General features: G+C 64.7%; 20 protein-coding genes. 9 read left to right on the forward strand and 11 right to left on the reverse strand.

Annotated features, from left to right (window positions below):
* Positions 1 to 7: 7 nt before the first annotated feature.
* Together HW932_RS03410 and HW932_RS03415 are read left to right on the forward strand one after the other, a co-directional pair.
* Positions 8 to 2,071, forward strand: a complete 2,064-nt coding sequence (locus HW932_RS03410; protein WP_176975090.1) for an ATP-binding protein — start codon at positions 8 to 10, stop codon at positions 2,069 to 2,071.
* An 86-nt stretch (positions 2,072 to 2,157) separates the two neighbouring features.
* On the forward strand, positions 2,158 to 3,462 hold the full coding sequence (locus HW932_RS03415) for a hypothetical protein (RefSeq protein ID WP_176975091.1): 1,305 nt from the start codon (positions 2,158 to 2,160) through the stop codon (positions 3,460 to 3,462).
* On the opposite strand, the gene HW932_RS03420 is transcribed toward HW932_RS03415, so the two are convergent.
* Positions 3,422 to 5,251 carry a GGDEF domain-containing protein gene (locus tag HW932_RS03420; RefSeq protein WP_246296638.1) on the reverse strand — a complete coding sequence of 610 codons (1,830 nt, stop codon included), beginning with the start codon at positions 5,249 to 5,251 and terminating at the stop codon, positions 3,422 to 3,424. The genes HW932_RS03415 and HW932_RS03420 overlap by 41 nt on opposite strands.
* Positions 5,252 to 5,494: 243 nt before the next feature.
* Here HW932_RS03420 and HW932_RS03425 point away from each other — a divergent pair, with 243 nt between their 5' ends.
* A complete protein-coding gene (locus HW932_RS03425) occupies positions 5,495 to 6,517 on the forward strand; it encodes a glycosyltransferase family 2 protein (protein ID WP_176975092.1) in 1,023 nt (340 codons plus the stop codon).
* A gap of 51 nt (positions 6,518 to 6,568) precedes the next feature.
* Here HW932_RS03425 and HW932_RS03430 read toward each other — a convergent pair whose 3' ends face one another.
* The 4 genes from HW932_RS03430 to HW932_RS03445 are packed head-to-tail and all read right to left on the reverse strand — an operon-like array spanning position 6,569 to position 8,921.
* Positions 6,569 to 6,958 (reverse strand): 4Fe-4S binding protein, encoded by a 390-nt coding sequence (locus tag HW932_RS03430; RefSeq protein ID WP_222932213.1) that lies wholly within the window; start codon positions 6,956 to 6,958, stop codon positions 6,569 to 6,571.
* A 5-nt stretch (positions 6,959 to 6,963) separates the two neighbouring features.
* Positions 6,964 to 8,046 carry a hydrogenase large subunit gene (locus HW932_RS03435; protein WP_176975093.1) on the reverse strand — a complete coding sequence of 361 codons (1,083 nt, stop codon included), beginning with the start codon at positions 8,044 to 8,046 and terminating at the stop codon, positions 6,964 to 6,966.
* Positions 8,047 to 8,049: 3 nt separating this feature from the next.
* Entirely contained in the window at positions 8,050 to 8,460 is a 411-nt protein-coding gene (locus HW932_RS03440; protein WP_176975094.1) for an NADH-quinone oxidoreductase subunit C, read from the reverse strand.
* A complete protein-coding gene (locus HW932_RS03445) occupies positions 8,457 to 8,921 on the reverse strand; it encodes an NADH-quinone oxidoreductase subunit B family protein (RefSeq protein ID WP_012969570.1) in 465 nt (154 codons plus the stop codon). Before HW932_RS03445 ends, HW932_RS03440 begins: the two co-directional genes overlap by 4 nt.
* A 183-nt stretch (positions 8,922 to 9,104) precedes the next feature.
* Between HW932_RS03445 and HW932_RS03450 the strand changes: the two genes are divergently transcribed.
* Both HW932_RS03450 and HW932_RS03455 read left to right on the forward strand, forming a co-directional pair.
* Positions 9,105 to 9,374, forward strand: a complete 270-nt coding sequence (locus HW932_RS03450) for a BrnT family toxin (protein WP_176975095.1) — start codon at positions 9,105 to 9,107, stop codon at positions 9,372 to 9,374.
* Positions 9,343 to 9,648, forward strand: a complete 306-nt coding sequence (locus HW932_RS03455; protein ID WP_343046952.1) for a BrnA antitoxin family protein — start codon at positions 9,343 to 9,345, stop codon at positions 9,646 to 9,648. The genes HW932_RS03450 and HW932_RS03455 overlap by 32 nt, the downstream gene beginning before the upstream one ends.
* Before the next feature lie 26 nt (positions 9,649 to 9,674).
* Here the strand turns inward: HW932_RS03455 and HW932_RS03460 are convergent, their stop codons facing one another.
* The 4 genes from HW932_RS03460 to HW932_RS03475 form a co-directional block, all read right to left on the reverse strand.
* On the reverse strand, positions 9,675 to 10,538 hold the full coding sequence (locus tag HW932_RS03460) for a respiratory chain complex I subunit 1 family protein (RefSeq protein ID WP_176975097.1): 864 nt from the start codon (positions 10,536 to 10,538) through the stop codon (positions 9,675 to 9,677).
* Positions 10,535 to 12,469 (reverse strand): NADH-quinone oxidoreductase subunit 5 family protein, encoded by a 1,935-nt coding sequence (locus tag HW932_RS03465; RefSeq protein WP_176975098.1) that lies wholly within the window; start codon positions 12,467 to 12,469, stop codon positions 10,535 to 10,537. Before HW932_RS03465 ends, HW932_RS03460 begins: the two co-directional genes overlap by 4 nt.
* Before the next feature lie 79 nt (positions 12,470 to 12,548).
* Complete coding sequence (locus tag HW932_RS03470) at positions 12,549 to 13,811, reverse strand: SLC13 family permease (protein ID WP_176975099.1); 1,263 nt, start codon at positions 13,809 to 13,811, stop codon at positions 12,549 to 12,551.
* A gap of 54 nt (positions 13,812 to 13,865) precedes the next feature.
* Positions 13,866 to 14,648, reverse strand: coding sequence for an alpha/beta fold hydrolase (locus HW932_RS03475; protein WP_176975100.1), 783 nt, complete (start codon positions 14,646 to 14,648; stop codon positions 13,866 to 13,868).
* Positions 14,649 to 14,780: 132 nt separating this feature from the next.
* Here HW932_RS03475 and HW932_RS03480 point away from each other — a divergent pair, with 132 nt between their 5' ends.
* From HW932_RS03480 to HW932_RS03495, 4 genes are all read left to right on the forward strand, one after another.
* Positions 14,781 to 16,067, forward strand: coding sequence for a paraquat-inducible protein A (locus HW932_RS03480; protein ID WP_176975101.1), 1,287 nt, complete (start codon positions 14,781 to 14,783; stop codon positions 16,065 to 16,067).
* Positions 16,064 to 17,737: a PqiB family protein gene (locus HW932_RS03485; RefSeq protein WP_176975102.1), complete on the forward strand. Its 1,674-nt coding sequence runs from the start codon at positions 16,064 to 16,066 to the stop codon at positions 17,735 to 17,737. Before HW932_RS03480 ends, HW932_RS03485 begins: the two co-directional genes overlap by 4 nt.
* Before the next feature lie 24 nt (positions 17,738 to 17,761).
* Positions 17,762 to 18,427, forward strand: coding sequence for a PqiC family protein (locus tag HW932_RS03490; RefSeq protein ID WP_176975103.1), 666 nt, complete (start codon positions 17,762 to 17,764; stop codon positions 18,425 to 18,427).
* Positions 18,428 to 18,544: 117 nt separating this feature from the next.
* Positions 18,545 to 19,750 carry an ammonium transporter gene (locus HW932_RS03495; protein ID WP_176975104.1) on the forward strand — a complete coding sequence of 402 codons (1,206 nt, stop codon included), beginning with the start codon at positions 18,545 to 18,547 and terminating at the stop codon, positions 19,748 to 19,750.
* A 105-nt stretch (positions 19,751 to 19,855) separates the two neighbouring features.
* On the opposite strand, the gene HW932_RS03500 is transcribed toward HW932_RS03495, so the two are convergent.
* Both HW932_RS03500 and HW932_RS03505 read right to left on the reverse strand, forming a co-directional pair.
* Positions 19,856 to 20,158 carry a TusE/DsrC/DsvC family sulfur relay protein gene (locus tag HW932_RS03500; RefSeq protein WP_012969583.1) on the reverse strand — a complete coding sequence of 101 codons (303 nt, stop codon included), beginning with the start codon at positions 20,156 to 20,158 and terminating at the stop codon, positions 19,856 to 19,858.
* A gap of 82 nt (positions 20,159 to 20,240) precedes the next feature.
* A complete protein-coding gene (locus HW932_RS03505) occupies positions 20,241 to 21,023 on the reverse strand; it encodes a DUF3050 domain-containing protein (protein ID WP_176975105.1) in 783 nt (260 codons plus the stop codon).
* Between the last annotated feature and the right edge of the window lie 91 nt (positions 21,024 to 21,114).

Below are 21,114 nucleotides of genomic sequence, written 5' to 3' on the forward strand. Positions count from 1 at the left end.
CCGCACCATGAAACTCGTCTCGCTCCGGGTTCGTCATTATCGTCTCCATCGCGAACGACAGATCGCGTTCGATCCCTCGCTGACCCTGATCGGCGGACCGAACGAGACCGGCAAGAGCACGCTGGTCGAAGCGGCGCATCGTGCGCTCTTCCTGAGTCATCGCCGCACCGGTAAAGAGCTTGAAGCCATGCGTTCGCAATCCGGCAGGGAGCCGCCGGAGATCGAACTCGTCTTCGAGCAGCGTGGTCGCCCGTACCGGCTGCTGAAACGCTTCAGTGGGTCGCGCGGTCATGCCGAGCTGATGCGCCTGGATACGGCCGAGCGCTGGCAGAGTGCCGAGGCCGAGCTGGCCTTGGCCGCCGTGTTGGGCTATGCCGCGCCGGTGTCGTCCAATCAGGCCCAGTCACAGTGGGCGCATCTCTGGATCTGGCAGGGGGCGGCGGGCGTCGATCCGACCGGGCAGATCGAGCGCGAACAGGCCACCTTGCTCGAGCGGCTGCAAGCCCAGGGCGGAACGGCCGTCATGCAGTCGGCGCTGGATGCGCGCTTGGCTGATCGGTTTCTCACCGCCGTCGAGCAGACCTTCACCGCGACGGGCAAACCGCGAGCCGGCTCTTCTTTGAAGCAGACCGAGACAGCGCTGCAATCGGCCACTCAGCGACTCGCGACCTGTCAGGCGCGCACCGAGGCACTGACAACGGCCAGACGCGATCATGCGCAGGCGCTGCAACGACGCGCGGAAGCGGCTGAGGCCATCCCCCGACTCGAAGCCCGGATCACGGAACTCAGGTCGCAGCTGGACGAGGCGCAGCGTCTGGCCCAGCAAGGCTCAGAACTCAAACGCTCCCTCGACGAGACCACCAAGCGCTATGAAGAACTGGTCACGGCGGATGCCAAGCTTCGCGCTTTGACTGAGACCGCACAGGAACCCGACGCCCAGACTCGACCTCATGCCGCATCGGATGTGCCGCCGACCGAAGCGGACCCCAATACGTCCCGAGACTCTGCCGTCGTCGAATCGGAAACACTGGCCCTCCAAACGAATGCCACGGTCCTCGAATGGATTTCCGGCTCGGGTCCGGTCACGCTCGACGGCGAGCCGTTGCAGCCCGGCACGACCCGCCTCATCACCGCGACGAGCGAGCTACGGATCGGTGACAACCATTTCCGCCTCCGGTCGCAAACCGTTCAGGAGGCCGATGAGAGTACGCATCGCACGCCCGAGCCGACCGACAGCATCGAGGACAGTGCCATTCAAGCAGCTCGCTTGGCCGCCGCCGCACTTCAGACCCTGCTCGAACTCCACGGCGATGAGACTCAACGTCAAACCCAGATCGCCGAAGCCTTGAGTCAGAAAAGCAGTCTGGAGCAGGAGGTACGCGATCTCGATGAACGTCTGGTCGCTCTGCAACCTGACCGCCTTACCGCTGAACTCGTTAGCCATCAAAGTTCACTGACGACTCAGCAAGACGCCCTGGATGAAGCCAAACAGCGCATCGCCGCTACGCTGGCACTACTTCAGCGCGACGGCGCCACCGATCCCTACGCCGACGAGCTCGAAGCGCAAGCCGATCTGGAACGCGCGGAAGAGGCCCACAGGATTCAACTGCGCCGCGCCAAGGCCATGCAGCATCTGGCCGACCTCTTCCGCGAGGAGCAGCAGCGGCTCTCGGAGCGCTTCACCGAACCGCTGATCGGGAAGATCGGCGACTATCTGGAGTGTCTGTTCGGTCCCGAGGGCCGCGCCGCTCTGAAGCTCCAGGACGGCGCTTTCCAGGGACTCGCACTCATCCGGCCAGCCGGTCCATTCGCCTTCGAGGTGCTCAGCGGGGGCGCCCGCGAGCAGCTCGGTGCCGCCGTGCGACTGGCCATCGCCGAGGTGCTGGCGGAGAATCATGGCGGCAGCCTGCCGCTCGTCTTCGACGACGCCTTCGCCAACAGCGATCCCGAGCGCATCCAGTCGCTGCACCGGATGCTGGAACTCGCCGCCCGTCGCGGCTTGCAGATCATCATCCTCACCTGCAACCCGGCTGATTATTCGAGCCTGGCGGCTCGAACCATCCTGCTCTGAAACTGAGGCTGAACGACGTCCCACGCCACGTGCGACTCAATTGCGCTTTACTTGTCAGACACGGATTCTCGAACGAGGCACTGCCGATGTGGATCAAACGTCTGCCGCTGTTCATCCTGATACTGTCGCTCTGGCCGGTCGGACTGGCCGCCGCGCCTGAGTCGCGTTCAAAGTCCGATATGCCGCCCCAAACCGTGACAGGCATCGAGGGCGAGCCGCGCGTCACGCTACAACTCTTCTGGTCGCGCAACTGTCCGCACTGTCGCTCGGCGCTGACCTTCATCGAGACCCTGCGTGATCGTGAACCCTGGCTCGATATCCAGACCTTCGAGATGACCCAGGATCGCGCCAATCTCCAGCGCTATGTCGAGCAGGCCCGCGCGCTCGGTGAAGAGGCGACGGCCGTACCGGCCTTCTTCGTCTGCGGGCGGATGCTGACCGGATTCGACAACGCGGAGGGCATGGGCGCGCAGCTATTGGGGCTGGCGCGTTTCTGTCGGCAGATGGGTGGAGCCACGGCGGCTCAGAGCGGGCAGGGCGCGTCCATCCTGGAGAACGCCACCGCGATCGACCTGCCATGGCTGGGCCGGGTCGAGGCCAGCCGGCTGTCTCTGCCGGTGCTCACCCTGGTGCTCGCCTCGCTCGACGCCTTCAATCCCTGTGCCTTCTTCGTGCTGCTGTTTTTGCTGAGCCTGATGGTCCATGCCCGAGGACGCGGACGCATGCTGCTGGTCGGCGCGACCTTCGTCGTCTTCTCCGGGCTGGTCTATTTCCTGTTCATGGCCGCCTGGCTCAACCTGTTCCTGGTCGTCGGCGGGGCGGCCGTGGTGACGACCGTCGCCGGTCTGATCGCACTCCTGATCGGCGGACTGAACATCAAGGACTACTTTCTGTTCAAGCAGGGTCCGACCCTGTCGATCCCGGATCAGGCCAAGCCCGGACTCTTCGCCCGGATGCGCGGACTGATCGCCGCCGATCGTCTCGGGACGCTCCTGCTCGGCACGGCCACCCTGGCGCTGGCGGCCAACAGCTATGAGTTGCTCTGCACCGCCGGTTTTCCGATGGTCTTCACACGCACCCTGACGCTCCAGCAACTCCCGTCCGCGACCTATTACGGCTATCTGGCGCTCTACAACCTGATCTATGTCCTGCCGCTGCTGGCCATCGTGCTGCTGTTCACCTTCACGCTTGGGGCGCGCAAGCTGAGCGAGCGACAGGGCCGCGTCCTCAAGCTGCTCTCGGGGGTCATGATGCTGAGTCTGGGATTGGTCATGCTGCTGGCGCCCGATCTGCTCAGCGTCCACTGGGTCGGGATCGGGCTGCTGATCGTCGCGCTGCTGGCGACCTGGCTCATCGCGCGTCTGACCCGTCCCGGGAGGAATCCGGCATGACGTGCGCCGAACCGTTCGGCTCGCGCTGGAGCGCCAGCCCGGAAGGACTCTGTTTGGCCGCATGCTTGAGCTGGGCGATGGTGCGTCCGAGCTCGTCGCCGTCGCTGTAGTCGTCGCCCGGACGAATCTCCAGGAGCGCCAGACTACAGCGCATCAGCGGCATCTCCCGGAGCTGACCATAGCGGTCCCTGGCCTGGAGATGACCGCGCCGGCGATCTTCGGGGTCATAGAGGCTCTGGACGTCGACCCGGAATTTTTCCAGCAGCCATTCGAGCCGCTCCAGCACCCTGGTCAGCGGCGCGTCCTGAATGCCCGCGAAGAAGTCGTCCCCGCCGACATGCCCGACGAACCAGCCGTGCTGTTCCAGCTCGGCGCGCAACAGATCGGCGAAGAGCTGGATGGCGCGATCCCCACGCCGGAAGCCGTAGTAGTCGTTGAACGCCTTGAAGTTGTCGAAGTCGATGTAGGCCAGATGCCAGGCGTGATCGCGCTCGCTGATCGCCCGCGAGACATAGCGATGGATGGGGTTGTTGCCGGGGAGCTTGGTCAGAGGGTTCTGATCGCGTGCCACGGCCAGATTCTTCTGCTCGACGAGCTTGAGCAGCGAGGTCGCGGAGATGAACCCCTGATAGCGTCCATCGCGGGTGATGAGGATGCCGGCCGTGTCTGAGGCCGCCGAATAGGCTTCCAGCAGACGATCGATGGGATCATGGATATCGACCAGCGGGCAGGGCTGGACGAAGTCGCACACCTGGCGCGCAAAGGCGCGATTGACGATGAGGTCGCGCCCATAGGCTGAATAGATGAAGTCCTTGATGTCGGATTCGTGCACCAGTCCGAGCGGCCGCTCGGCGTCGTCGAGTACCGGGACGATGTGATGCTGCTTGTCGCGGCGCAGCGCCTCGAACAACCGCGCGATACCCTCGCTGACGCGGATCGGCGGGATGGACTCCAGGAAGGATTCGATCAGCCCCAGATCGCCGGGCAGTTCGCGCTGGTTGCGTTGATGGATCTCGGCGACCAGGGTGTAATCGGGGAGTAGGGCGCCCGGATCGCGCTGGGGCCGGGCGATCAGATGGCCCTGAGCCAGATCGCAGCCGATTTCGCGGCAGGTCAGAAGCTCGCCCTCGGTCTCGATTCCCTTGGCGATGACCTGGACGTTGAGCTGATGGGCCAGTTGCACTGTGTTGGCGACGATCGAGCGCTTGCGGTGATCCGTGTCGATCCCCTGGACGAGGACGCGATCGAGCTTGATGTGGTCGGGCGGGTACTCATAGAGTCGGCGCAGTCCGGAGTGCCCGTCGCCGAAGTCGTCGATGGCGACGTGGAGTCGGTGCTGGCGATAGCCGGCGATCATGGCGCCGAGTTCGGGATGGAGGCTGTGATCGACGCGCCTGGAGAGTTCGAGACAGAGATTGTCGGGTCTCAAGCCGGGCGGCACGAGCCATTCGAGCGTACATCGTCCATGATCGGTGTCGACCAGATGCGGGTCCAGATTGAAGAACAGCCGGTAGCGCGGCGCGTTCGGCAACGCCGCGAAGCGGCTGACCGCCAGGGCGCCGAGCATCGCGTCCAGCGCGGCCGAGAGGTTCAGGGTCCGGGCCTGATCGAGCAGGGCATGGACGGTCGCGAATCCCAGCCGATCCCAGCCGCGCAGCAGCGCCTCATAACCGAAGACGCTGCCGGTGTGGATGTTGACGATGGGTTGCAGGGCATAGGTCAGGGTGTCGCGAGCCTGGATCATGAACTCGTTTGCCTGATCGCGCTTCGATGTGGATTGTGCGTGCATGATGGTTTGCCGCTGTGATTCAGATGCCGGCCTCACCTGGGGCGAAGGCGGGCGCTGGCGCTGAATCCTCTGATGTGAGTCGATTCTGCTCCGACCAAGATGAGTAGACCAGAGCCTCGTGAAGGATTGATGACCATGTGTCCATCGTGTGAAAGCGTTCGCACGTGTTGAATTTTCCCCCCAGACCCTTTAGCTTGCCCGCGCTGGGGCGGTGTTGCCCCGAATCCTAGGGTTGTCCGTCCGATGTCCAGTTCTACTGCAACGCCGGGGCGCGCCGAACAGCGTCCCCGGCTCTCGATCGTCATTCCGCTCTATCAGGAAATCGACAACGTCGAGCCGCTGCTGACGCGGGTACACGAGGGTCTGGCGGACTATCGCGGCGATTGGGAGCTGATCTGTGTCGACGACGGCAGCCGCGACGGTACGGCGGCGCGCCTACGGGTTCTGGCCGAGCGCCTTGGTTCCCATGTGCGCGTCATCCAGTTGCGACGCAACTTCGGCCAGACGGCGGCCATGCAGGCCGGACTCGACGCGGCGCGCGGCGAGCTGATCGCCACGCTCGACGGCGACTTGCAGAACGATCCGGCCGACATCCCTCAGATGGTCGACGAGCTGCTGGAACGCGATCTGGATCTGTTGCAGGGCTGGCGGCGCCAGCGTCAGGACGATCTGCTGCTGCGCAAGATCCCCTCGCGTCTGGCCAATGCGCTCATCGGGCGGGTGACGGGCGTGGCGCTGCATGACTATGGATGCAGTCTCAAGGTCTATCGTGCCGAGGTCATCCGCGAAGTGCGGCTGCTCGGCGAGATGCATCGCTTCATCCCGGTGTGGGTGGCGGCTGTGACCGCGCCCGAGCGCATCGGCGAGACCGAGGTCCGCCATCAGGCGCGCCAGTTCGGGGCGTCCAAGTACGGAATCTCGCGCACCTTCCGGGTGCTGCTCGATCTGCTGGCGGCCTTCTTCTTCCTGCGCTTCGGCGCGCGTCCGGGACATTTCTTCGGTTCGATCGGTCTGCTGTTCGGCGTGCTCGGCGGGCTGATGATGACGCACCTGCTGGTGGTCAAGTTCATCCTGGGCGAGCCGATCGGACAGCGGCCGCTACTGTTTACGGCGATCCTGTTTCTCGTCGTCTCGATCCAGTTCCTAACGACCGGCGTGCTCGCCGAGCTGATGACTCGGACCTTCTATGCCGCCGGCGAGCATACCCATCATCGTATCCGCTGGGAGTCCGATCCCGAGGCGGCCGGTTGGAAGCCGCCGCGATAGCGGGCGAATCCGTATCCCGGCGCGTCGGGATGCCGAATGCCGATGCGTCTCCTATCGTTCGATCGCCGGCGCAGCAACTTTCACGGTCGGCGCTTCGTGTTCCTGACGGAAGCTCAATACCTCCTTGGCGCGCATGGGCGGGCAGGGGAGGGGGCTGAGTGTGATACAGCCCTCGCGGCAGTCCTCGACACAGATGCCGCAGAGGATGCAGCGGCTGTGATCGATGGCCCAAGTCTTGTCCTGCTTGTGGACCTGGATGGCCAGCGTCGGGCACTTGTGGGCGCAGATGGTGCAGAAGTTACAGTCGTCGATCCGAAACTCGATATGCCCGCGCGTGCGGGCATAGGGCGTGCGGCGCTCGACCGGATAGAGGCGCGTGGCCGGTTTGGCGAGCGCACTGCGCGTCACCAGGGCTGAGATGGGGCCTACTGACCAGGACATGCGGATCACCTCTCGTTGCAGCTCACACAGGGGTCGATGGTCAGCACGATGACCGGCACGTCGGCCAGTTCGCAGCCCTTGAGCATGTGGATCAGTGGGGCGATGTTGGCGAAGGTCGGGGTGCGCACCCGGAAGCGGTCCAGGTTCTTCTTGCCGTCGGCGCTGATGTAGTAGCAGACCTCGCCGCGCGGCTGTTCGAGCCGGAACATCGCCTCGCCCTTGGGCCGTTTGCCCTTGACCGAGATCTCGACCTCGCCGGCCGGCATCCGGTCGAGGCACTGGGTGATGAGATCGAACGACTGATCGACCTCGCGCACCCGCACCAGACAGCGTGCATAGCAGTCGCCGTCCTGCTCGACGATCGGCTCCCAGTCCAGCTCGCCATAGGCGGCATAGCCGAGGCGGCGCGTGTCGTGCACCACGCCGCTGGCGCGCAGCACCGGACCCACGGCGCCGAGCGCGTGCGCATCCGCCGCGCTCAGAAGTCCGACCCCGACGGTGCGCTGTCTGACTGTCGGATCGTCGCGGAAGATGGTCGCGATCTCGTCGAAGGCGGCGCGGATCTCACCGATCCGCCGCCGCACGTCGCGCAAGGTCTCGTCGTCGACGTCCTTGCGAATCCCGCCGACCTTGCACACGCCGAAGATGACGCGCCCGCCGGTGGTCTCCTCAATGATGTCGACCATCATCTCGCGGATGCGCCAACTGTGCTGGAACAGGCTCTCATAGCCGAGGGCGTCGGCGGCCAGACCCAGCCACAGCACATGGCTCTGGATACGCGAGATCTCGGCCCAGACCGTGCGGAGATAAGCCGCGCGCGGCGGGATCTCCACGCCCATCAGTTGCTCGATGCCCTGGCAGTAGCCCTGACCGTGGATGAAGCTACAGATGCCGCAGATGCGCTCGGCGACATTGGCCATCTCGACGAAGTCGTAGCGCTCGGCGAGCAGTTCGAGACCGCGATGCACATAGCCGATCGAGGGCAGGGCGCGCACGACGCGCTCGTCGTCGAGTTCCAGATCCAGATGGATCGGTTCGGGCAGCACCGGATGCTGGGGGCCGAAGGGGACGATGGTGGTGTTGGACATGGCTCAGCTCTCCGGGGCGGACTTGGACTTGGCCGCCGGCTTCGCGGACTCCTTCTTGATCGTCACCTCGCCCGAGAAGGGGAGCTTGGTCTTGGTGCGCAGGAAGTTGCCGCCATAGTCGACCGTCAGTCCCGGAAAACTCAGGCCGAACAGATCCTTCAGTTCGTTCTCGTAGGTGAAGGCGGCTGGGAAGATGGCGCTCAGGCTCGGCAGTTCGGGCAGCGGGTCGCGCGGGAGTTGGACCCGGTAGTGGGTGCAACGGTAGTCCTGCTCATAGCTGATCAGGATCTCGAAGTGATCGGCGCGCGCGGTGCCGGTCATCTGCACCAGCCGGAAGCCGTCGCGCTGATGCTGCTCGGCGGTCGGCACCCATTGATCGGGTGTCAGCTCATTGAATGGTTCGCCCAGGCTCATCGCGCTTCAAGCTCCTGACTGACGATCTTACGTTGACGTTTACGCGCTTTGGCACGCTGTTCCAGGATGTCGAGCGCCTGGACGATGCCGTCGATGATACTCTCGGGACGTGCCGCGCAGCCGGGGACATAGACATCGACCGGAAGCACCTGATCGATACCGCCATAGACGTTGTAGGCGTCGCGGAAGATGCCGCCGCTCAGGGCGCAGGCGCCGATGGCGACCACGACCTTGGGGTCGGGCATCTGGGCGTAGAGGTTCTCGACCACCTTGCGCGATTCCTCGTTGACCGAGCCGGTCACGAGGAAGATATCGGCATGTTTGGGATTGCCGGTGTTGACGATGCCGAAGCGTTCGACGTCATAGGTCGGCGTCAGACAGGCCAGCAGCTCGATGTCGCAGCCATTGCAGCTCGTGGCCGCGTAATGGAGCACCCAGGGGGATTTCTTCAGGAAGCTCATGGATTCCGGCTCTTGGGCTGAGTCACAGGGACTGAGAGGCGAGCGTACTCTTGGCTGCCTTCACCGTCACGCTCGGTATCGTGTGAGTGTAGATCATGGTCAGAAGGCGTCCTCACCTCAGCGATGTGCCAAGGGCATCAAGCGGCCTTGCCTTCTGGTATTAGTGTATATACATTAATGCTCATGAACATTATCCTCGATCCTGCCAAGGACCGCTTGAACATCGCCAATCACGGCATGTCGTTGGCGTCGGCAGCGGATCTGGAATGGGATCTGGCGTTGGTGAATGAAGACACCCGCGAAGCCTACGGCGAGCAACGCTGGGTTGGCTTCGCGCCCATCGGCCGGCAGATCTATTGCGTGGTGTTCACCGAAGCACATGATTGTTATCGCATCATCAGCCTGCGCGAGGCGACCAACCGTGAAAAACGCACCTACATCGATCACCTCTAAGTCTGGGCGGGTCTTTCTCCTGAACAGCGAGGAAGAAGACGCCCGCATCCGCGAAGGCATCGCGGCGGATCCCGACACCCATGAGCTGACCGACGAAGAACTGAGCAAGCTCCGTCCGCTCACCCGCCTGCCCGGACGTCCAAAGTCTGACGCGACCAAGCAGCCGGTCTCCATCCGCCTTTCGCCGGAAGTGGTCGAATATTTCAAGGCTGAAGGTCCGGGTTGGCAGACGCGCATCGATGCCGTGCTACGCGAGTATGTCGCCTCTCGCTGATCGTCAGGCCGCCGAAGCCCGTTGCTTCACACCACCAGCGGCAACAGCATGAGGTTGGTCACGCCCACCAGCAGCGTCACCCACCAGGTCGCCTTGAGCGTGCTCGACCAGGTCAGACGTGCATGGGTGTTGTCGACCAGCACCTCGACGAAGAACAGCGCAAAGGCGATCGGCAGCGCCAGCCACGGCCCCCAGGGCGCGAAGAACAGATACAGCCAGCCGAGCAGGATCACGTTCTCGTACCAGTGCGCGATCTCGACCAGCGCCAGATCGCTCCCCGAGAAATCCGTGGTCAGCCCCTTGACCAGCTCCTGATGCCCATGATGCGAGGTACTGAGATCGAACGGCGACTTGCGCAGCTTGATCGTCAGCACGAACAGAAAGCCGACCAGGATGCCGGAGAGTTGCAGCACCTGCCAGGGACTGCCGGCGACGATGTCGGCGACCCGGAAACTGTCGGTGGTCAGATAGAACCCGAGCGGCACCAGGATCAGCATCGGCTCATAAGCCATCATCAGCATCAGCTCGCGCGATGAGCCGATGTTGCTGTAAGGCGAGTTGGTCGAATAGGCCGCCAGACACAGAAAGATCCCGGACACGGTCAGGGCGAACAGACTGAGCAGCAGATCACTGCCCAGAAACAGGATGAACCCCGAGATGACCATGAACAACAGGAAGAACCACAGATAGAGCGTCTGCAACCGGGTCACGACCAGGGTGTCCTTCTCGAACAGCTTGAGCACGTCGTAGACCGGTTGCAGGATCGGCGGACCCTGACGCGACTGCATCCGCGCCGTCAGCCGTCGGTCGATACCGGCGAGCAGGGCGCCGACCAGCGGACCCAGCACAACGAAGGCGATGGCGAGCCACCAGGCGTAATGGGTGTTCATAGCGCCGCCCCCCCGATCAAGAGCGCGATCAGCGCCGCCGTGCCCAGACCTCCGTAGCGGAGCAGGGTCGTCTCATGGAAGAAACTCGTCATGTAATAGCCCCGACTCTCGACCATCCGCTCGGCCCCCATCGCCCCGCGATACGAAGCACTGCCGTCGACATTGGCCCCGCTCAGATAGCCGCTGACCTCGGCGAACCGGGGCGGTCGCCACCAGAACAGTAGCGGCAGCACGAACAGCACGCCGAGCATCAGGGTCATGAGCCAGACGGTCTCCCAGGGGATGACGGCCTGCACGTCCGGGATCAGACCCAGCACCGCCAGATAATGCGTGTAGGGGATGACGAACACCTTATCGGCCAGCGGAAAGAGCGCACAGGCCACATAGGTGATGACGGTCAGCGCGCCCAGGGCCAGCAACTCGTCACGCGCGATCGGCTCGGTGCTCGGTTGCGGCCGGCGCGGCATGGCCACCAGCTTGCCCATCCATTTACTCCAGAAGAACAGCGTCGGCGCACTGCCGAAGGCCAGGATCGCCGCTAGCATCAGCCCATCGCCGAGCATCACGTCCATGCTCAGGAATGCCTGGAAGGTGGTGTACTTGCTCAGTAGCATCCCGAACGGCGCCAGGAACATGCCGAGGATGCCGACCAGCAGCATCGCCGCCATCTCGGGACGGCGGTAGACCATGCCCTCCATGTCCTCGATGTCGCGGCTGCCGATCAGATGCTCGGTGGTGCCCACGGCCAGGAACAGCAGCGCCTTGGCCACCGCATGGAACAGGATCAACAGGATCGCCGCCCACATCGCTGCCGCCGTGCCCACACCCGCGCACATCACGATCAGGCCCAGATTGGCGATGGTCGAATAGGCCAGCACCCGCTTGGCGTTGCGCTGGTTGACCGCGACCAGCGAGGTGACGAGGAAGGTGACGCCGCCGATGAGCGACAGCAGCAGTCCGGCATAGGTGTCATGGAACACCGGCGACAGCTTGACCAGCAGGAAGACGCCGGCCTTGACCATGGTGCTCGAATGCAGCAGCGCCGAGATCGGTGTCGGCGCGACCATGGCCCCGAGCAGCCAGGAGGAGAAGGGCAGTTGCGCCGACTTGGCCAGTCCGGCGACCGCGATCAGTGCCGCCGGGATCAGAGCCAGTGCGCTGCCGGCCGCGACCAGCCGGTCCAGCTCCCAGGTGTGCAGTCCGGGCCCATAGGTCAGCCAGGCGATCGCCGCTGCGAAGGTGACGCCGCCGATCAGGTTCAGCCCGAGCGCGCGAAAGCCGTTGCGGATCGCCTCGTCCGTCCCCGAGTACGAGATCAGCCAGAACGAGCACAGCGTCGTCACCTCCCAGAACGCGAACAGCCAGGTGAGATGGTTGGTGAAGACGATGCCGAACATCGCGGCCAGGAACAGGAAGATCACGAAATAGAACGCCGGCTGGCGGTCCGCGACGGCGTGTTCATGGGCGTGATAGTCGCGCATGTATTGCACGGCGTGCAGACAGATCAGCCCGCCGACCACGCCGACGATGAGCGCCATCAGCAGCGTGAAGCTGTCGATATAGAAGGGATGCGCGACCTCGGGATGGACAGGGGCGAGTTCTGCGCTCAGCATCAGCCCGGTCTGGAGCAGGATCAGCACCGGGATGTACCACTCGCGCGCCAGGATGCGCCGACAGAAATAGAGCAGCACTAGGGCCAGTGCCACACCGGCGAGCATGAAGAAACGGTCGAGCGTCCACAGCAGCCAGCCAGGGACGGAATAGAACTCAGGCCCCAGGCCCAGATGCAACAGGGTCAGCAGGATGGTCGCCACAGCGATGGCTCCCGCCGACCACCGGACCCGCTGGGCGCGGATCGTGCTGTCGGGCGCGCGGGCGATGGCGAGGCCCGCCAGTAGCGGAAAGAGGATGAGCAAGCCGATCGAGTACATGGAACCGCGTCCTTTGAGTGAGGAATGGAGGTCGCGCGGAAGATCGAAGCGGCATGGTACGCCGCATCGAGTGGCTCGCCTAGCCCTGGAGGACGCCCAGCCACAGGGCCGCGATGGCGAGCGTGGTCAGCGTGACCGGAAGGCCGACCCGCGCATGGACGCGCCAGTCGATCAGCAACCCCTGCCGCGCGGCGGCCTGGACGACGATGATGTTGGCGATGCTGCTGACGATCAGCAGATTGCCCGCCAGCGTGCTCGACAGGGCCAGCACCGGGCCGCTCATGGGTTCGGTTGCCGCCGGCAGCAGGAGCATCACCGCCGGCACGTTGGAGACCAGATTGCTGAGGATGGCCCCGGCGCCGAAGAGCGGGGCGGGGTCGTGCAGATCCATCCCCAGACCGGCGAGGGCCGTGATCGCCCGAGCCGGCAGTCCGGTCTCCTGGAGCGCGTGATTGACGATGAAGAGGCCAACGAAGAGCACCAGCAGTTGCCAGTCGACCAGACCCAGCATCCGGTGCGAGTGCAGACGTCGGCTCGTCAGCAGCAGGCCCGCCCCGGCGAGCGCCAGCAGATCGCGCGGCCAGGGCGCGAACAGAAAGGCCAGCAGCAGTGCGCCCGCCACACCCAGCCCCTTGAGCGTCTGCCAGCGATCGAGTCCGGGCGCCTGATCCTCCGCGCGTTGTCGGTGGCTCGTCGCCTCGCTCTCAGGCTCCGGGTTCGCCGCCACGGGCGCGGCCAAATGCCAGCGCCGGCGCGAGAGTCCGAGCAGGATCAGCCAGGTCGCCGCCAGCCCGAGTCCGACCGGCACGGCAGCCAGACGCAGATAGCCACCGAAGTCCAGCGCCAGCCGCTCGCCGATCAGCATGTTCTGCGGATTGCCGATCAGGGTTGCCGCCGAGCCGAGATTGGCGGCACAGGCGAGCGCGAGCAGAAAGGGCACCGGGTCGAGCCGACGCGCGCGGCAGGCGTCGGCCAGCACCGGCGCCATCGCCAGACAGACGATGTCGTTGCTGAACACTGCCGAGAGCAGTGCCGAGGTCAGAATCACGGCGCCCAGCAGGACCGAGGGCGGCAGGTCGAAGCGATCGAGCCGCCACACCACCCAGTCGTAGAAGCCGCTCAGACGCAGTTGCGCCGAGATGACCATGAAAGCGAACAGCAGGGCCAGTGTCGGCGGATGCACGGCCTCCCACACCTGATTCATGTCGACGACATCGGTCGCCAGCAGCACGATCGCCCCGAGCAGCGCCACCCCGGTGCGATCCAGTTGCAGGAAGGGCAGGCCGCCGAGGAAGAGTCCGAGATAGACCAGCAGGAAGACGAGGACGATGAGTGTGGTCAAGGCGGCGGGCCGGGTCGGTTGTCGGTGGCGTGGGTGTGGCGGTCGGGCGCGCGATCAGGCGCGAGGCAGAGCCGGATAGAGCCAGGCGCGCGCGCCGGTGCGCTCGAACGGTCGCCAGGCGCCCTCGGGTTGCGCCAGTCGGTCGGCGATGGCGTGGAGAGAGAGCGGATTGAACGCCAGCCCGAGATGGCTGGATTCGACCAGGATGTTCTCGGTGATGGGGCCTTCGTGTTCGAGGCTGTCGGTCCAGTGGACGATGCCGTCGCTGCGGCTGAGGATGGAGGTCGTCGGCACGGGCGGTGCTTGGTCGAGTGGACCATGGCGCAGCGGCAGACCGATGGACTCGCCGGTCATCCGCTCCTGGAGTCGCCACAGCTCGCTCGGGTCCGACTGATCGCCCGCGAAGGGTGTGCCGAGCGTGATGACCAGCCGCACCTGCTCCGGCGCTTCCTTGGCCAGCTCGCGCGCATAGAGTCCGCCCAGGCTCCAGCCGATCAGACTGACCCGGCGTCCGTGGGTTGCGTGCAAGTGCTCCAAGCGCTCCAGACAGGCATCCATGACACCGGCGCGCGGCCCCAGATTGACGCCCAGCCCCCAGGGTTCGGCGCGATAGCCGAGCCGGTCGAGGAAGTCGCGCAGCGGCTGGGTGGAGAGATCGCAGCCGAGAAAACGCGGCAGCACCAGCACCGGATGCCCGTCGCCCCGAGGCGATTGGGCGAGCCAGGGTTGCGCGGCGAACAGGGCGCCGAACTCCCAGCCCACCCGCCCCTCCAGAGCGAGCCGCAGTGGGCCAAGCGTGCTCAGCCAGTGATCGAAAGCTTGATGGGCATTGGGCATGGGGGTGTCGGATCGGCTCGATGGACAGGTGTGAGAAGCCGGATTCTAAACCGCCCGCAGGTCGCGGGGTTCTATAATCGCACCTCGACCAGCGCCTCATCGTCCAGAGGTCACCGCGACGCCGGCTGTCATATGTCCCACCCCTCACTCACCGAATGTCCCGAATGCGGTCTCTTGCAGCGCCACAAACCCCCGCCGCCCGGCGGCCTGATCGAATGCGCGCGCTGCGGCGCGGTGCTCCATCGCGACCGGCCGGACAGTCTCAATCGCACGCTGGCCCTGACGCTCGCCGGTCTGCTGCTGTTCGTCATCGCCAACAGCTTCCCCTTCCTCGCCTTCGACCTGCGCGGCAACGAGACTCACACCACGCTGCTGACCGGCGTCCTCAATCTCTATGACGCCGGTCAATGGGGCATTGCCGCCGTGGTGCTCTTCACCAGCGTGCTGGCGCCTGGGCTGCAACTGACCCTGCTGCTGGCCGTACTGGTCCCGCTGGCGCTCGAACGGATGCCGCCCTGGTTGCCGCGTCTGTTCCGGCTGGTGCGCACGCTGGCCCCCTGGGGCATGATGGACGTCTTCATGCTCGGCATCCTGGTGTCGGTGGTGAAGCTCGCCGAGATGGCGAACATCGTGCCCGGCGCCTCGCTGTTCGCCTTCGCGGCGCTGATCCTGGTGCTGGCGGCGGCCCAGGCGGCGCTCGATCCGGATCTGGTCTGGTCGCGCGTGCCCCTGTCGAACCCGACTCCCGCCGCCGTGCGTCCGGGCGACGATCATCTGGCCTGCGATGTCTGCGAGCTGGTGATGCCGCGCACCGCCGCCGTCCGTGAAGGCGACCGTCTGCGCTGTCCGCGCTGCACCCATGTCCTGCACCGGCGCAAACCCGAGAGCCTGCAACGCACCTGGGCCTTGGTGCTGGCGGCGATCCTCTGTTATATCCCCTCCAACCTGTTGCCGATCATGACTCTGACCTCGTTCGGACGCGAGCAATCGGATACCATCCTCAGCGGCGTGATCTTTCTGCTGGCGCATGGAATGTGGCCGCTGGCGCTCATCGTCTTCGTCGCCAGTCTGGTGGTGCCCCTGCTGAAACTCCTGTTGCTGACGCTGCTGCTGCTCTCGGTCCAATTCCGCTGGAACTGGAACCCGCGCGAGCGCACCCGGCTCTATCGCCTCACCGAAACGGCCGGACGCTGGTCGATGGTCGATGTCTATGTCGTCACCATCCTGGTCGCCCTGGTGCAGGTCGGCAATCTGGCCAATGTCCAGGCTGAAGCCGGCGCGGTGTTCTTCTGTGCCGTGGTGGTGCTGACGATGCTGGCGGCGATGTCGTTCGATCCGCGCCTGATCTGGGATCGGCTGGAATCCGTCGAACCCGAGCACGCGCCGATGACCCTGAACGAGGCGGACAAGCCGGTATGACCGAGACCGAACGCGAACCGGACATCCGTTCGCCCGACCCGATCCCCGAAGCCGTCGCCAGACCACGCGGCCGGCTCTCGCTGGTGTGGCTGATCCCGCTCGTGGCGCTGGCCGTCGGCGTCTGGCTGGCGGTCAAGACCTGGAGCGAGCGCGGACCGATCGTCACCATCGAGTTCAAGAGCGCCTCCGGACTGGCCGCCGGTCAGACGCGCGTCAAGTTCAAAGACGTCGACATCGGTCAGGTCAAGTCCATCGACTTCAGTCCGGATCTCAAGACCGTCATCGTCTCGGCCGAACTCAAGCGCACCTTCGACGATTTTCTCACCGAGCACACCCGCTTCTGGGTCGAGCGCCCGCGCGTGACCCTGAGTGGCGTCTCTGGACTCGACACCCTGGTCTCGGGCGCCTATATCGCGCTCGATCCCGGACAGGCCGGGCGCTCGCGACGGCATTTCACCGGGCTGGAGCAGCCGCCGGTGATCACGACCTTCGAGGATGGCGGACGCTTCCGGCTGCGTGCGCCCACGCTCGGTTCGCTCAACATCGGCTCGCCGGTCTATTACCGTCAGATCCAGGTCGGCCAGGTGATCGGCTATGGTCTGGAGCCGGACGGGCGCGCGGTCGGGATCGAGATCTTCGTCGCCGCGCCGCACGATGCGCTGGTGACGCCCGATACGCGCTTCTGGAACGCCAGCGGGCTGGATGTCTCGCTCTCGGCCGCCGGCGTCCAGGTCGACACCCAGTCGCTGCTGTCGGTGGTGCTCGGCGGCATTGCCTTCGGCACGCCCGAGACCATCGACCCGGCTCAGGCCCATGATCCCTATCCCGAGGTCTTTCCGCTCTATCGCAATCGCGAAGCCGCCCACGCCCGGATCTATGCGCGCAAGGAACGCTATCTGCTTCTCTTCGAGGGCGCGGCACGCGGTCTGGTGAGCGGGGCGCCGGTGCGGCTCAAGGGGATCGACGTCGGGCGTGTGCTCGACATCCAGCTCCAGCTCGATACCGAGGCGCTGGAGTTCCGGATTCCGGTGCTGATCGAGATCGAACCCGAGCGCATCGTGCGACGCGGCGCGGCCGAAGCGCCCGATGAACGCCAGTTGGTCGAGCGTCTGGTCGAACGTGGTCTGCGCGCTCAACTCAAGCTCGACAGCGTGCTGAGCGGGGCGCTCTATGTGGATCTGGATGTGGACTCGGGCGCACCGGCAGGACGGCTCGTCCGGCAGGGCGAGCATCTGGTGATCCCGACCCGGCCCGGTTCGCTGGAGGCCATCACGACTCAGCTCGCCAGTGTGCTCGAAAAGCTCGATACCATCCCCATCGAACAGATCGGTCGTGACCTGAGTCAGACGGCGGCGGGCGCCAATGCGCTGGTCAACGCGCCCGAGCTCAAGGGCGCCGTGGTCGAGCTGGAAGCGACGCTCACCCAGGTGCGTGCCACGGCCACACGGCTCGATCGCGAACTCGGTCCCGAGCTGACCAAGACCCTGCGCGAGAGCACGGCCACGCTCGAACGGGCGCGCGCACTGCTCTCGGATCGCTCGCCGCTCTATGTCGAGACCCAGCGGATGCTGCAAGAGGTCTCCAGCGCCGCGCGTTCGATGCGACTGCTGACCGATTATCTGGAGCGGCATCCCGAAGCGCTGTTGCAGGGCAAGGGACGTGGGCGTTGATCTCAAGTCTGAGGAGCTGAACGGATGACGCTATCACTCGCGCGCTGGATTCCGCTGAGTCTGGCACTGTCGATCGGACTGCCGGGTTGTGCGAGCACGCCGCCCTCGAACTTCTACACGCTCGCGCCGATCCCGGCGTTCGAGGCGAAGCCCTCCAGCGTCGGTCGCGAGGGCCGGGACGATCGGCTCGAAGAAGAGTTGGCCATCGGGCTTGGTCCAGTGACCTTCCCGCTCTTTCTCGACCGGCCGCAGATCGTCTCGCGCGCCTCGGCCAATCGGCTGGCGATCGATGAACTGGAGCGCTGGGGCGGGACGCTCCAGGACGACTTCCTGCGTGTCTGGAGCGAGAATCTGGCGCTCCTGACCGGATCGAGCCGCATCCTGATCCTGCCGAGCGAGATCCGCTACCCGCTCGACGTGCGTCTGAGCGCCGAAATCCTGGCCTTCGAGGGAACGGCTGAGGGTCAGGCCGAGCTGCGGGTGCGCTGGTCGGTGCTGGAACCGAATCTGGATCAGGTGTTGCTGGCCCGCGAGAGCCGCTACCAGCGCGCCATCGCTCAGCCGGGCGATACCCAGGCGTTACTGGCGGCGCTCAGTCTGACCCTGGCCGACTTCAGTCGCGAGGTCGCCGAGGCGCTCAGGCACATCTTGGTGCAAAGGGAGTGGATCGGCACCCAATCAGTGCATTGACAGTGTTTGTCATAGCGAGCGATCGCCGGTTCAGGCTCCAATCGAGTGCCCTGGTCGATCATGGTCCGATCCATGCTTATGGGTCGCACCAAAACTGAACAACCGGGTTTCGAATCTATGGAGTCCTTGCAAGCAGGTACTGACGTTCTCTTCATCCTGATCGGCGCCGTGATGGTGCTGGCCATGCACGCGGGTTTTGCCTTCCTGGAGGTCGGCACGGTGCGCGCCAGGAATCAGGTCAATGCCCTGGCGAAGATCATGACCGACTTTGCCATCTCCACCATCGCCTATTTCTTCATCGGCTACAGCCTGGCCTATGGGATCGATTTCTTCTCCGGCGCTCAGGTTCTCCAGGACCGCAATGGCTATGAGCTGGTGAAGTTCTTCTTCCTGCTCACTTTCGCGGCGGCGATTCCGGCGATCATCTCGGGCGGGATCGCGGAGCGCGCCCGGTTCTATCCGCAACTGCTGGCTTCGTTCCTGATCGTCGGCGTGCTCTATCCGTTCTTCGAGGGTCTGGTCTGGAACGGCAATCTGGGGGTGCAGGATTTCATCGAATCCATCCTGGGCGCCAAGTTCCACGATTTCGCCGGCTCCGTCGTGGTGCATGCGGTCGGCGGCTGGATCGCGCTCGCCGCCGTACTGTTGCTGGGGCCGCGTCAGGGACGTTATCGCAAGGATGGCAGCATGACCGCGCATCCGCCGTCCTCAATCCCTTTCCTCTCGCTGGGCGCCTGGACGCTCACGGTCGGCTGGTTCGGATTCAATGTGATGTCGGCGCAGACGGTGGAGGCCGTGAGCGGGCTGGTGGCGGTCAATTCGCTCATGGCCATGGTCGGCGGCATCCTCGCGGCGCTGATCGCCGGCAAGAACGACCCCGGCTTTCTGCACAACGGCCCGCTCGCCGGTCTGGTCGCCGTCTGCGCCGGGTCCGACGTCATGCATCCGATGGGGGCGCTGGTCACGGGGGCGGTCGCCGGGGCGCTCTTCGTCTATGCCTTCACCCTGACGCAGAACCGCTGGCGGATCGACGACGTGCTCGGTGTCTGGCCGTTGCATGGACTGTGCGGACTCTGGGGCGGAATCGCCGCCGGGGTGTTCGGACTCGAGGTGCTCGGCGGCGCGGGCGGCGTCAGTCTGCTGGCTCAGGTGGCCGGTACCCTGGCCGGCGTGATCATCGCGCTCCTGGGCGGGTTCCTGATCTACGGCCTGCTCAAATGGACGTTGGGACTGCGCCTGACGCAGGAAGAGGAGTATATCGGCGCCGATCTGAGCATCCACCGCATCACGGCCCAGCCCGACTACAATCGGGGCGAGGTGTGATGCACGCCTGACGCCGGTCAGGTTCCGGTTTGGGCCTATGGGATGGCTGTCGGTTGATTCGATTCCTGCCAGCCATCACCAGCGATCCCTGGGTCAGATCGGCGTTCAGACGCATCCCGTGGGTTTCGGCAGTCCGCCCCATTTGCAGATGAGCTTCATGGGGCCTTTCTTGAAGATGTCGTAGAGGTCTTTGGTCGAGACCTTCTGCTTCTTGGCGAAGATCCGGATCGGCGGCACCACGCCATCCTCCTCGTACATGGCGCGCGCCTCACGGATGAAGTGCATCACCTGCTCGGTCATCTCGAAGCCATCGCTCTGCGCCAGCTCGACGGCGACCTCTTCGCTCCAGTCGTCGCGGTCGAGCAGGAATCCCTCATTGTCCAGGGCCACGCTCAGGGTTGCACTCATCGTCTCTATCTCCGGAAGGGTTGGGAAGCGAAAGTCCGTGCTCCAGAGATAGCGGCGGATGATAACTTATCAAGTCGATCGGTTATTGGGTTGAGCGTCCGGACTCGATCGCCTCCAGCACGCCATCCCAGAAGCGGATGCGCGCACACAGCGCCTCCTCGGCGGCGGTCTCGGCCTCTTCGATTCGCTCCGGGTCGTCGCCGCACAGGGTTTCGAGCAACCGCATCGAGAGCGGGCCGTGGAAGTCCTCGTCGAGGTGGATGTGGCGCTTGAGATAGGCGTGGAAGATCGGCGCCTGCGTCTCGTCGATCCCCATGCGGTCGAGGAACCGGCGGAACATGGTCGGGATCAGGTTTTCGCGGCCCAGGGTCAGTGCGGCGGCGACCAGATGCGGCTTGTCCTCACGGATGAAGCAGAAGGTGGTCTCGCTGAAATAGCGTGCCGGCAACGGAACCAGAGGTGAATAGAGCGCCTTGTCGAGTCCCTGTTCGTTGACCAGTGCCAGAAAACGTTCGGGCAGCCCGCCATCGGCGCCGATCTCGTTCATGGCGCGACAGTAGAGTTCGAAATGGCTCGCGTACAGCACCTCGCCCGAACCGAGTGGGATGGCATCCGATTCCTCTTCCTGGATCAGTTCATTGATGAAATAGCGCAGGCTTGGGTCCGAGGTCGGCTGCCAGGGCACGGCGACCGGGGCGATCTGACGTTGCAGATATTTGATCAGCGACATGAAGTCCCAGACCGAGAAGACGTGATGCTGCATGAAGATCCGCAGATCCTCGATGCGCTGGATGGCGCCATAGATGGCGTGTCCTTCGAGTTGATCTTGCAGGGGACGCAGATGATCGAAATTGAGCGCTGCCATTGAGTCGAATCCTCGGTGAGCCGGTCGAAACGATGCGTATTTTAGCCGATGCTGAAGTACAGTACGCCTCAGGTCAAGCACGCTGGCACGC

Origin of the sequence: Allochromatium humboldtianum, assembly GCF_013385175.1 — a bacterium.
GTDB lineage: Bacteria > Pseudomonadota > Gammaproteobacteria > Chromatiales > Chromatiaceae > Thermochromatium > Thermochromatium humboldtianum.

Excerpts from the sequence above, each read along its gene's own strand:
- HW932_RS03410 (WP_176975090.1), top strand. The coding sequence starts at position 8 with ATGAAACTCGTCTCGCTCCGGGTTCGTCATTATCGTCTCCATCGCGAA.
- HW932_RS03415 (WP_176975091.1), top strand. The coding sequence starts at position 2,158 with ATGTGGATCAAACGTCTGCCGCTGTTCATCCTGATACTGTCGCTCTGG.
- HW932_RS03420 (WP_246296638.1), bottom strand. The coding sequence starts at position 5,251 with ATGCACGCACAATCCACATCGAAGCGCGATCAGGCAAACGAGTTCATG.
- HW932_RS03425 (WP_176975092.1), top strand. The coding sequence starts at position 5,495 with ATGTCCAGTTCTACTGCAACGCCGGGGCGCGCCGAACAGCGTCCCCGG.
- HW932_RS03430 (WP_222932213.1), bottom strand. The coding sequence starts at position 6,958 with ATGTCCTGGTCAGTAGGCCCCATCTCAGCCCTGGTGACGCGCAGTGCG.
- HW932_RS03435 (WP_176975093.1), bottom strand. The coding sequence starts at position 8,046 with ATGTCCAACACCACCATCGTCCCCTTCGGCCCCCAGCATCCGGTGCTG.
- HW932_RS03440 (WP_176975094.1), bottom strand. The coding sequence starts at position 8,460 with ATGAGCCTGGGCGAACCATTCAATGAGCTGACACCCGATCAATGGGTG.
- HW932_RS03445 (WP_012969570.1), bottom strand. The coding sequence starts at position 8,921 with ATGAGCTTCCTGAAGAAATCCCCCTGGGTGCTCCATTACGCGGCCACG.
- HW932_RS03450 (WP_176975095.1), top strand. The coding sequence starts at position 9,105 with ATGAACATTATCCTCGATCCTGCCAAGGACCGCTTGAACATCGCCAAT.
- HW932_RS03460 (WP_176975097.1), bottom strand. The coding sequence starts at position 10,538 with ATGAACACCCATTACGCCTGGTGGCTCGCCATCGCCTTCGTTGTGCTG.
- HW932_RS03465 (WP_176975098.1), bottom strand. The coding sequence starts at position 12,469 with ATGTACTCGATCGGCTTGCTCATCCTCTTTCCGCTACTGGCGGGCCTC.
- HW932_RS03475 (WP_176975100.1), bottom strand. The coding sequence starts at position 14,648 with ATGCCCAATGCCCATCAAGCTTTCGATCACTGGCTGAGCACGCTTGGC.
- HW932_RS03480 (WP_176975101.1), top strand. The coding sequence starts at position 14,781 with ATGTCCCACCCCTCACTCACCGAATGTCCCGAATGCGGTCTCTTGCAG.
- HW932_RS03485 (WP_176975102.1), top strand. The coding sequence starts at position 16,064 with ATGACCGAGACCGAACGCGAACCGGACATCCGTTCGCCCGACCCGATC.
- HW932_RS03490 (WP_176975103.1), top strand. The coding sequence starts at position 17,762 with ATGACGCTATCACTCGCGCGCTGGATTCCGCTGAGTCTGGCACTGTCG.
- HW932_RS03495 (WP_176975104.1), top strand. The coding sequence starts at position 18,545 with ATGGAGTCCTTGCAAGCAGGTACTGACGTTCTCTTCATCCTGATCGGC.
- HW932_RS03500 (WP_012969583.1), bottom strand. The coding sequence starts at position 20,158 with ATGAGTGCAACCCTGAGCGTGGCCCTGGACAATGAGGGATTCCTGCTC.
- HW932_RS03505 (WP_176975105.1), bottom strand. The coding sequence starts at position 21,023 with ATGGCAGCGCTCAATTTCGATCATCTGCGTCCCCTGCAAGATCAACTC.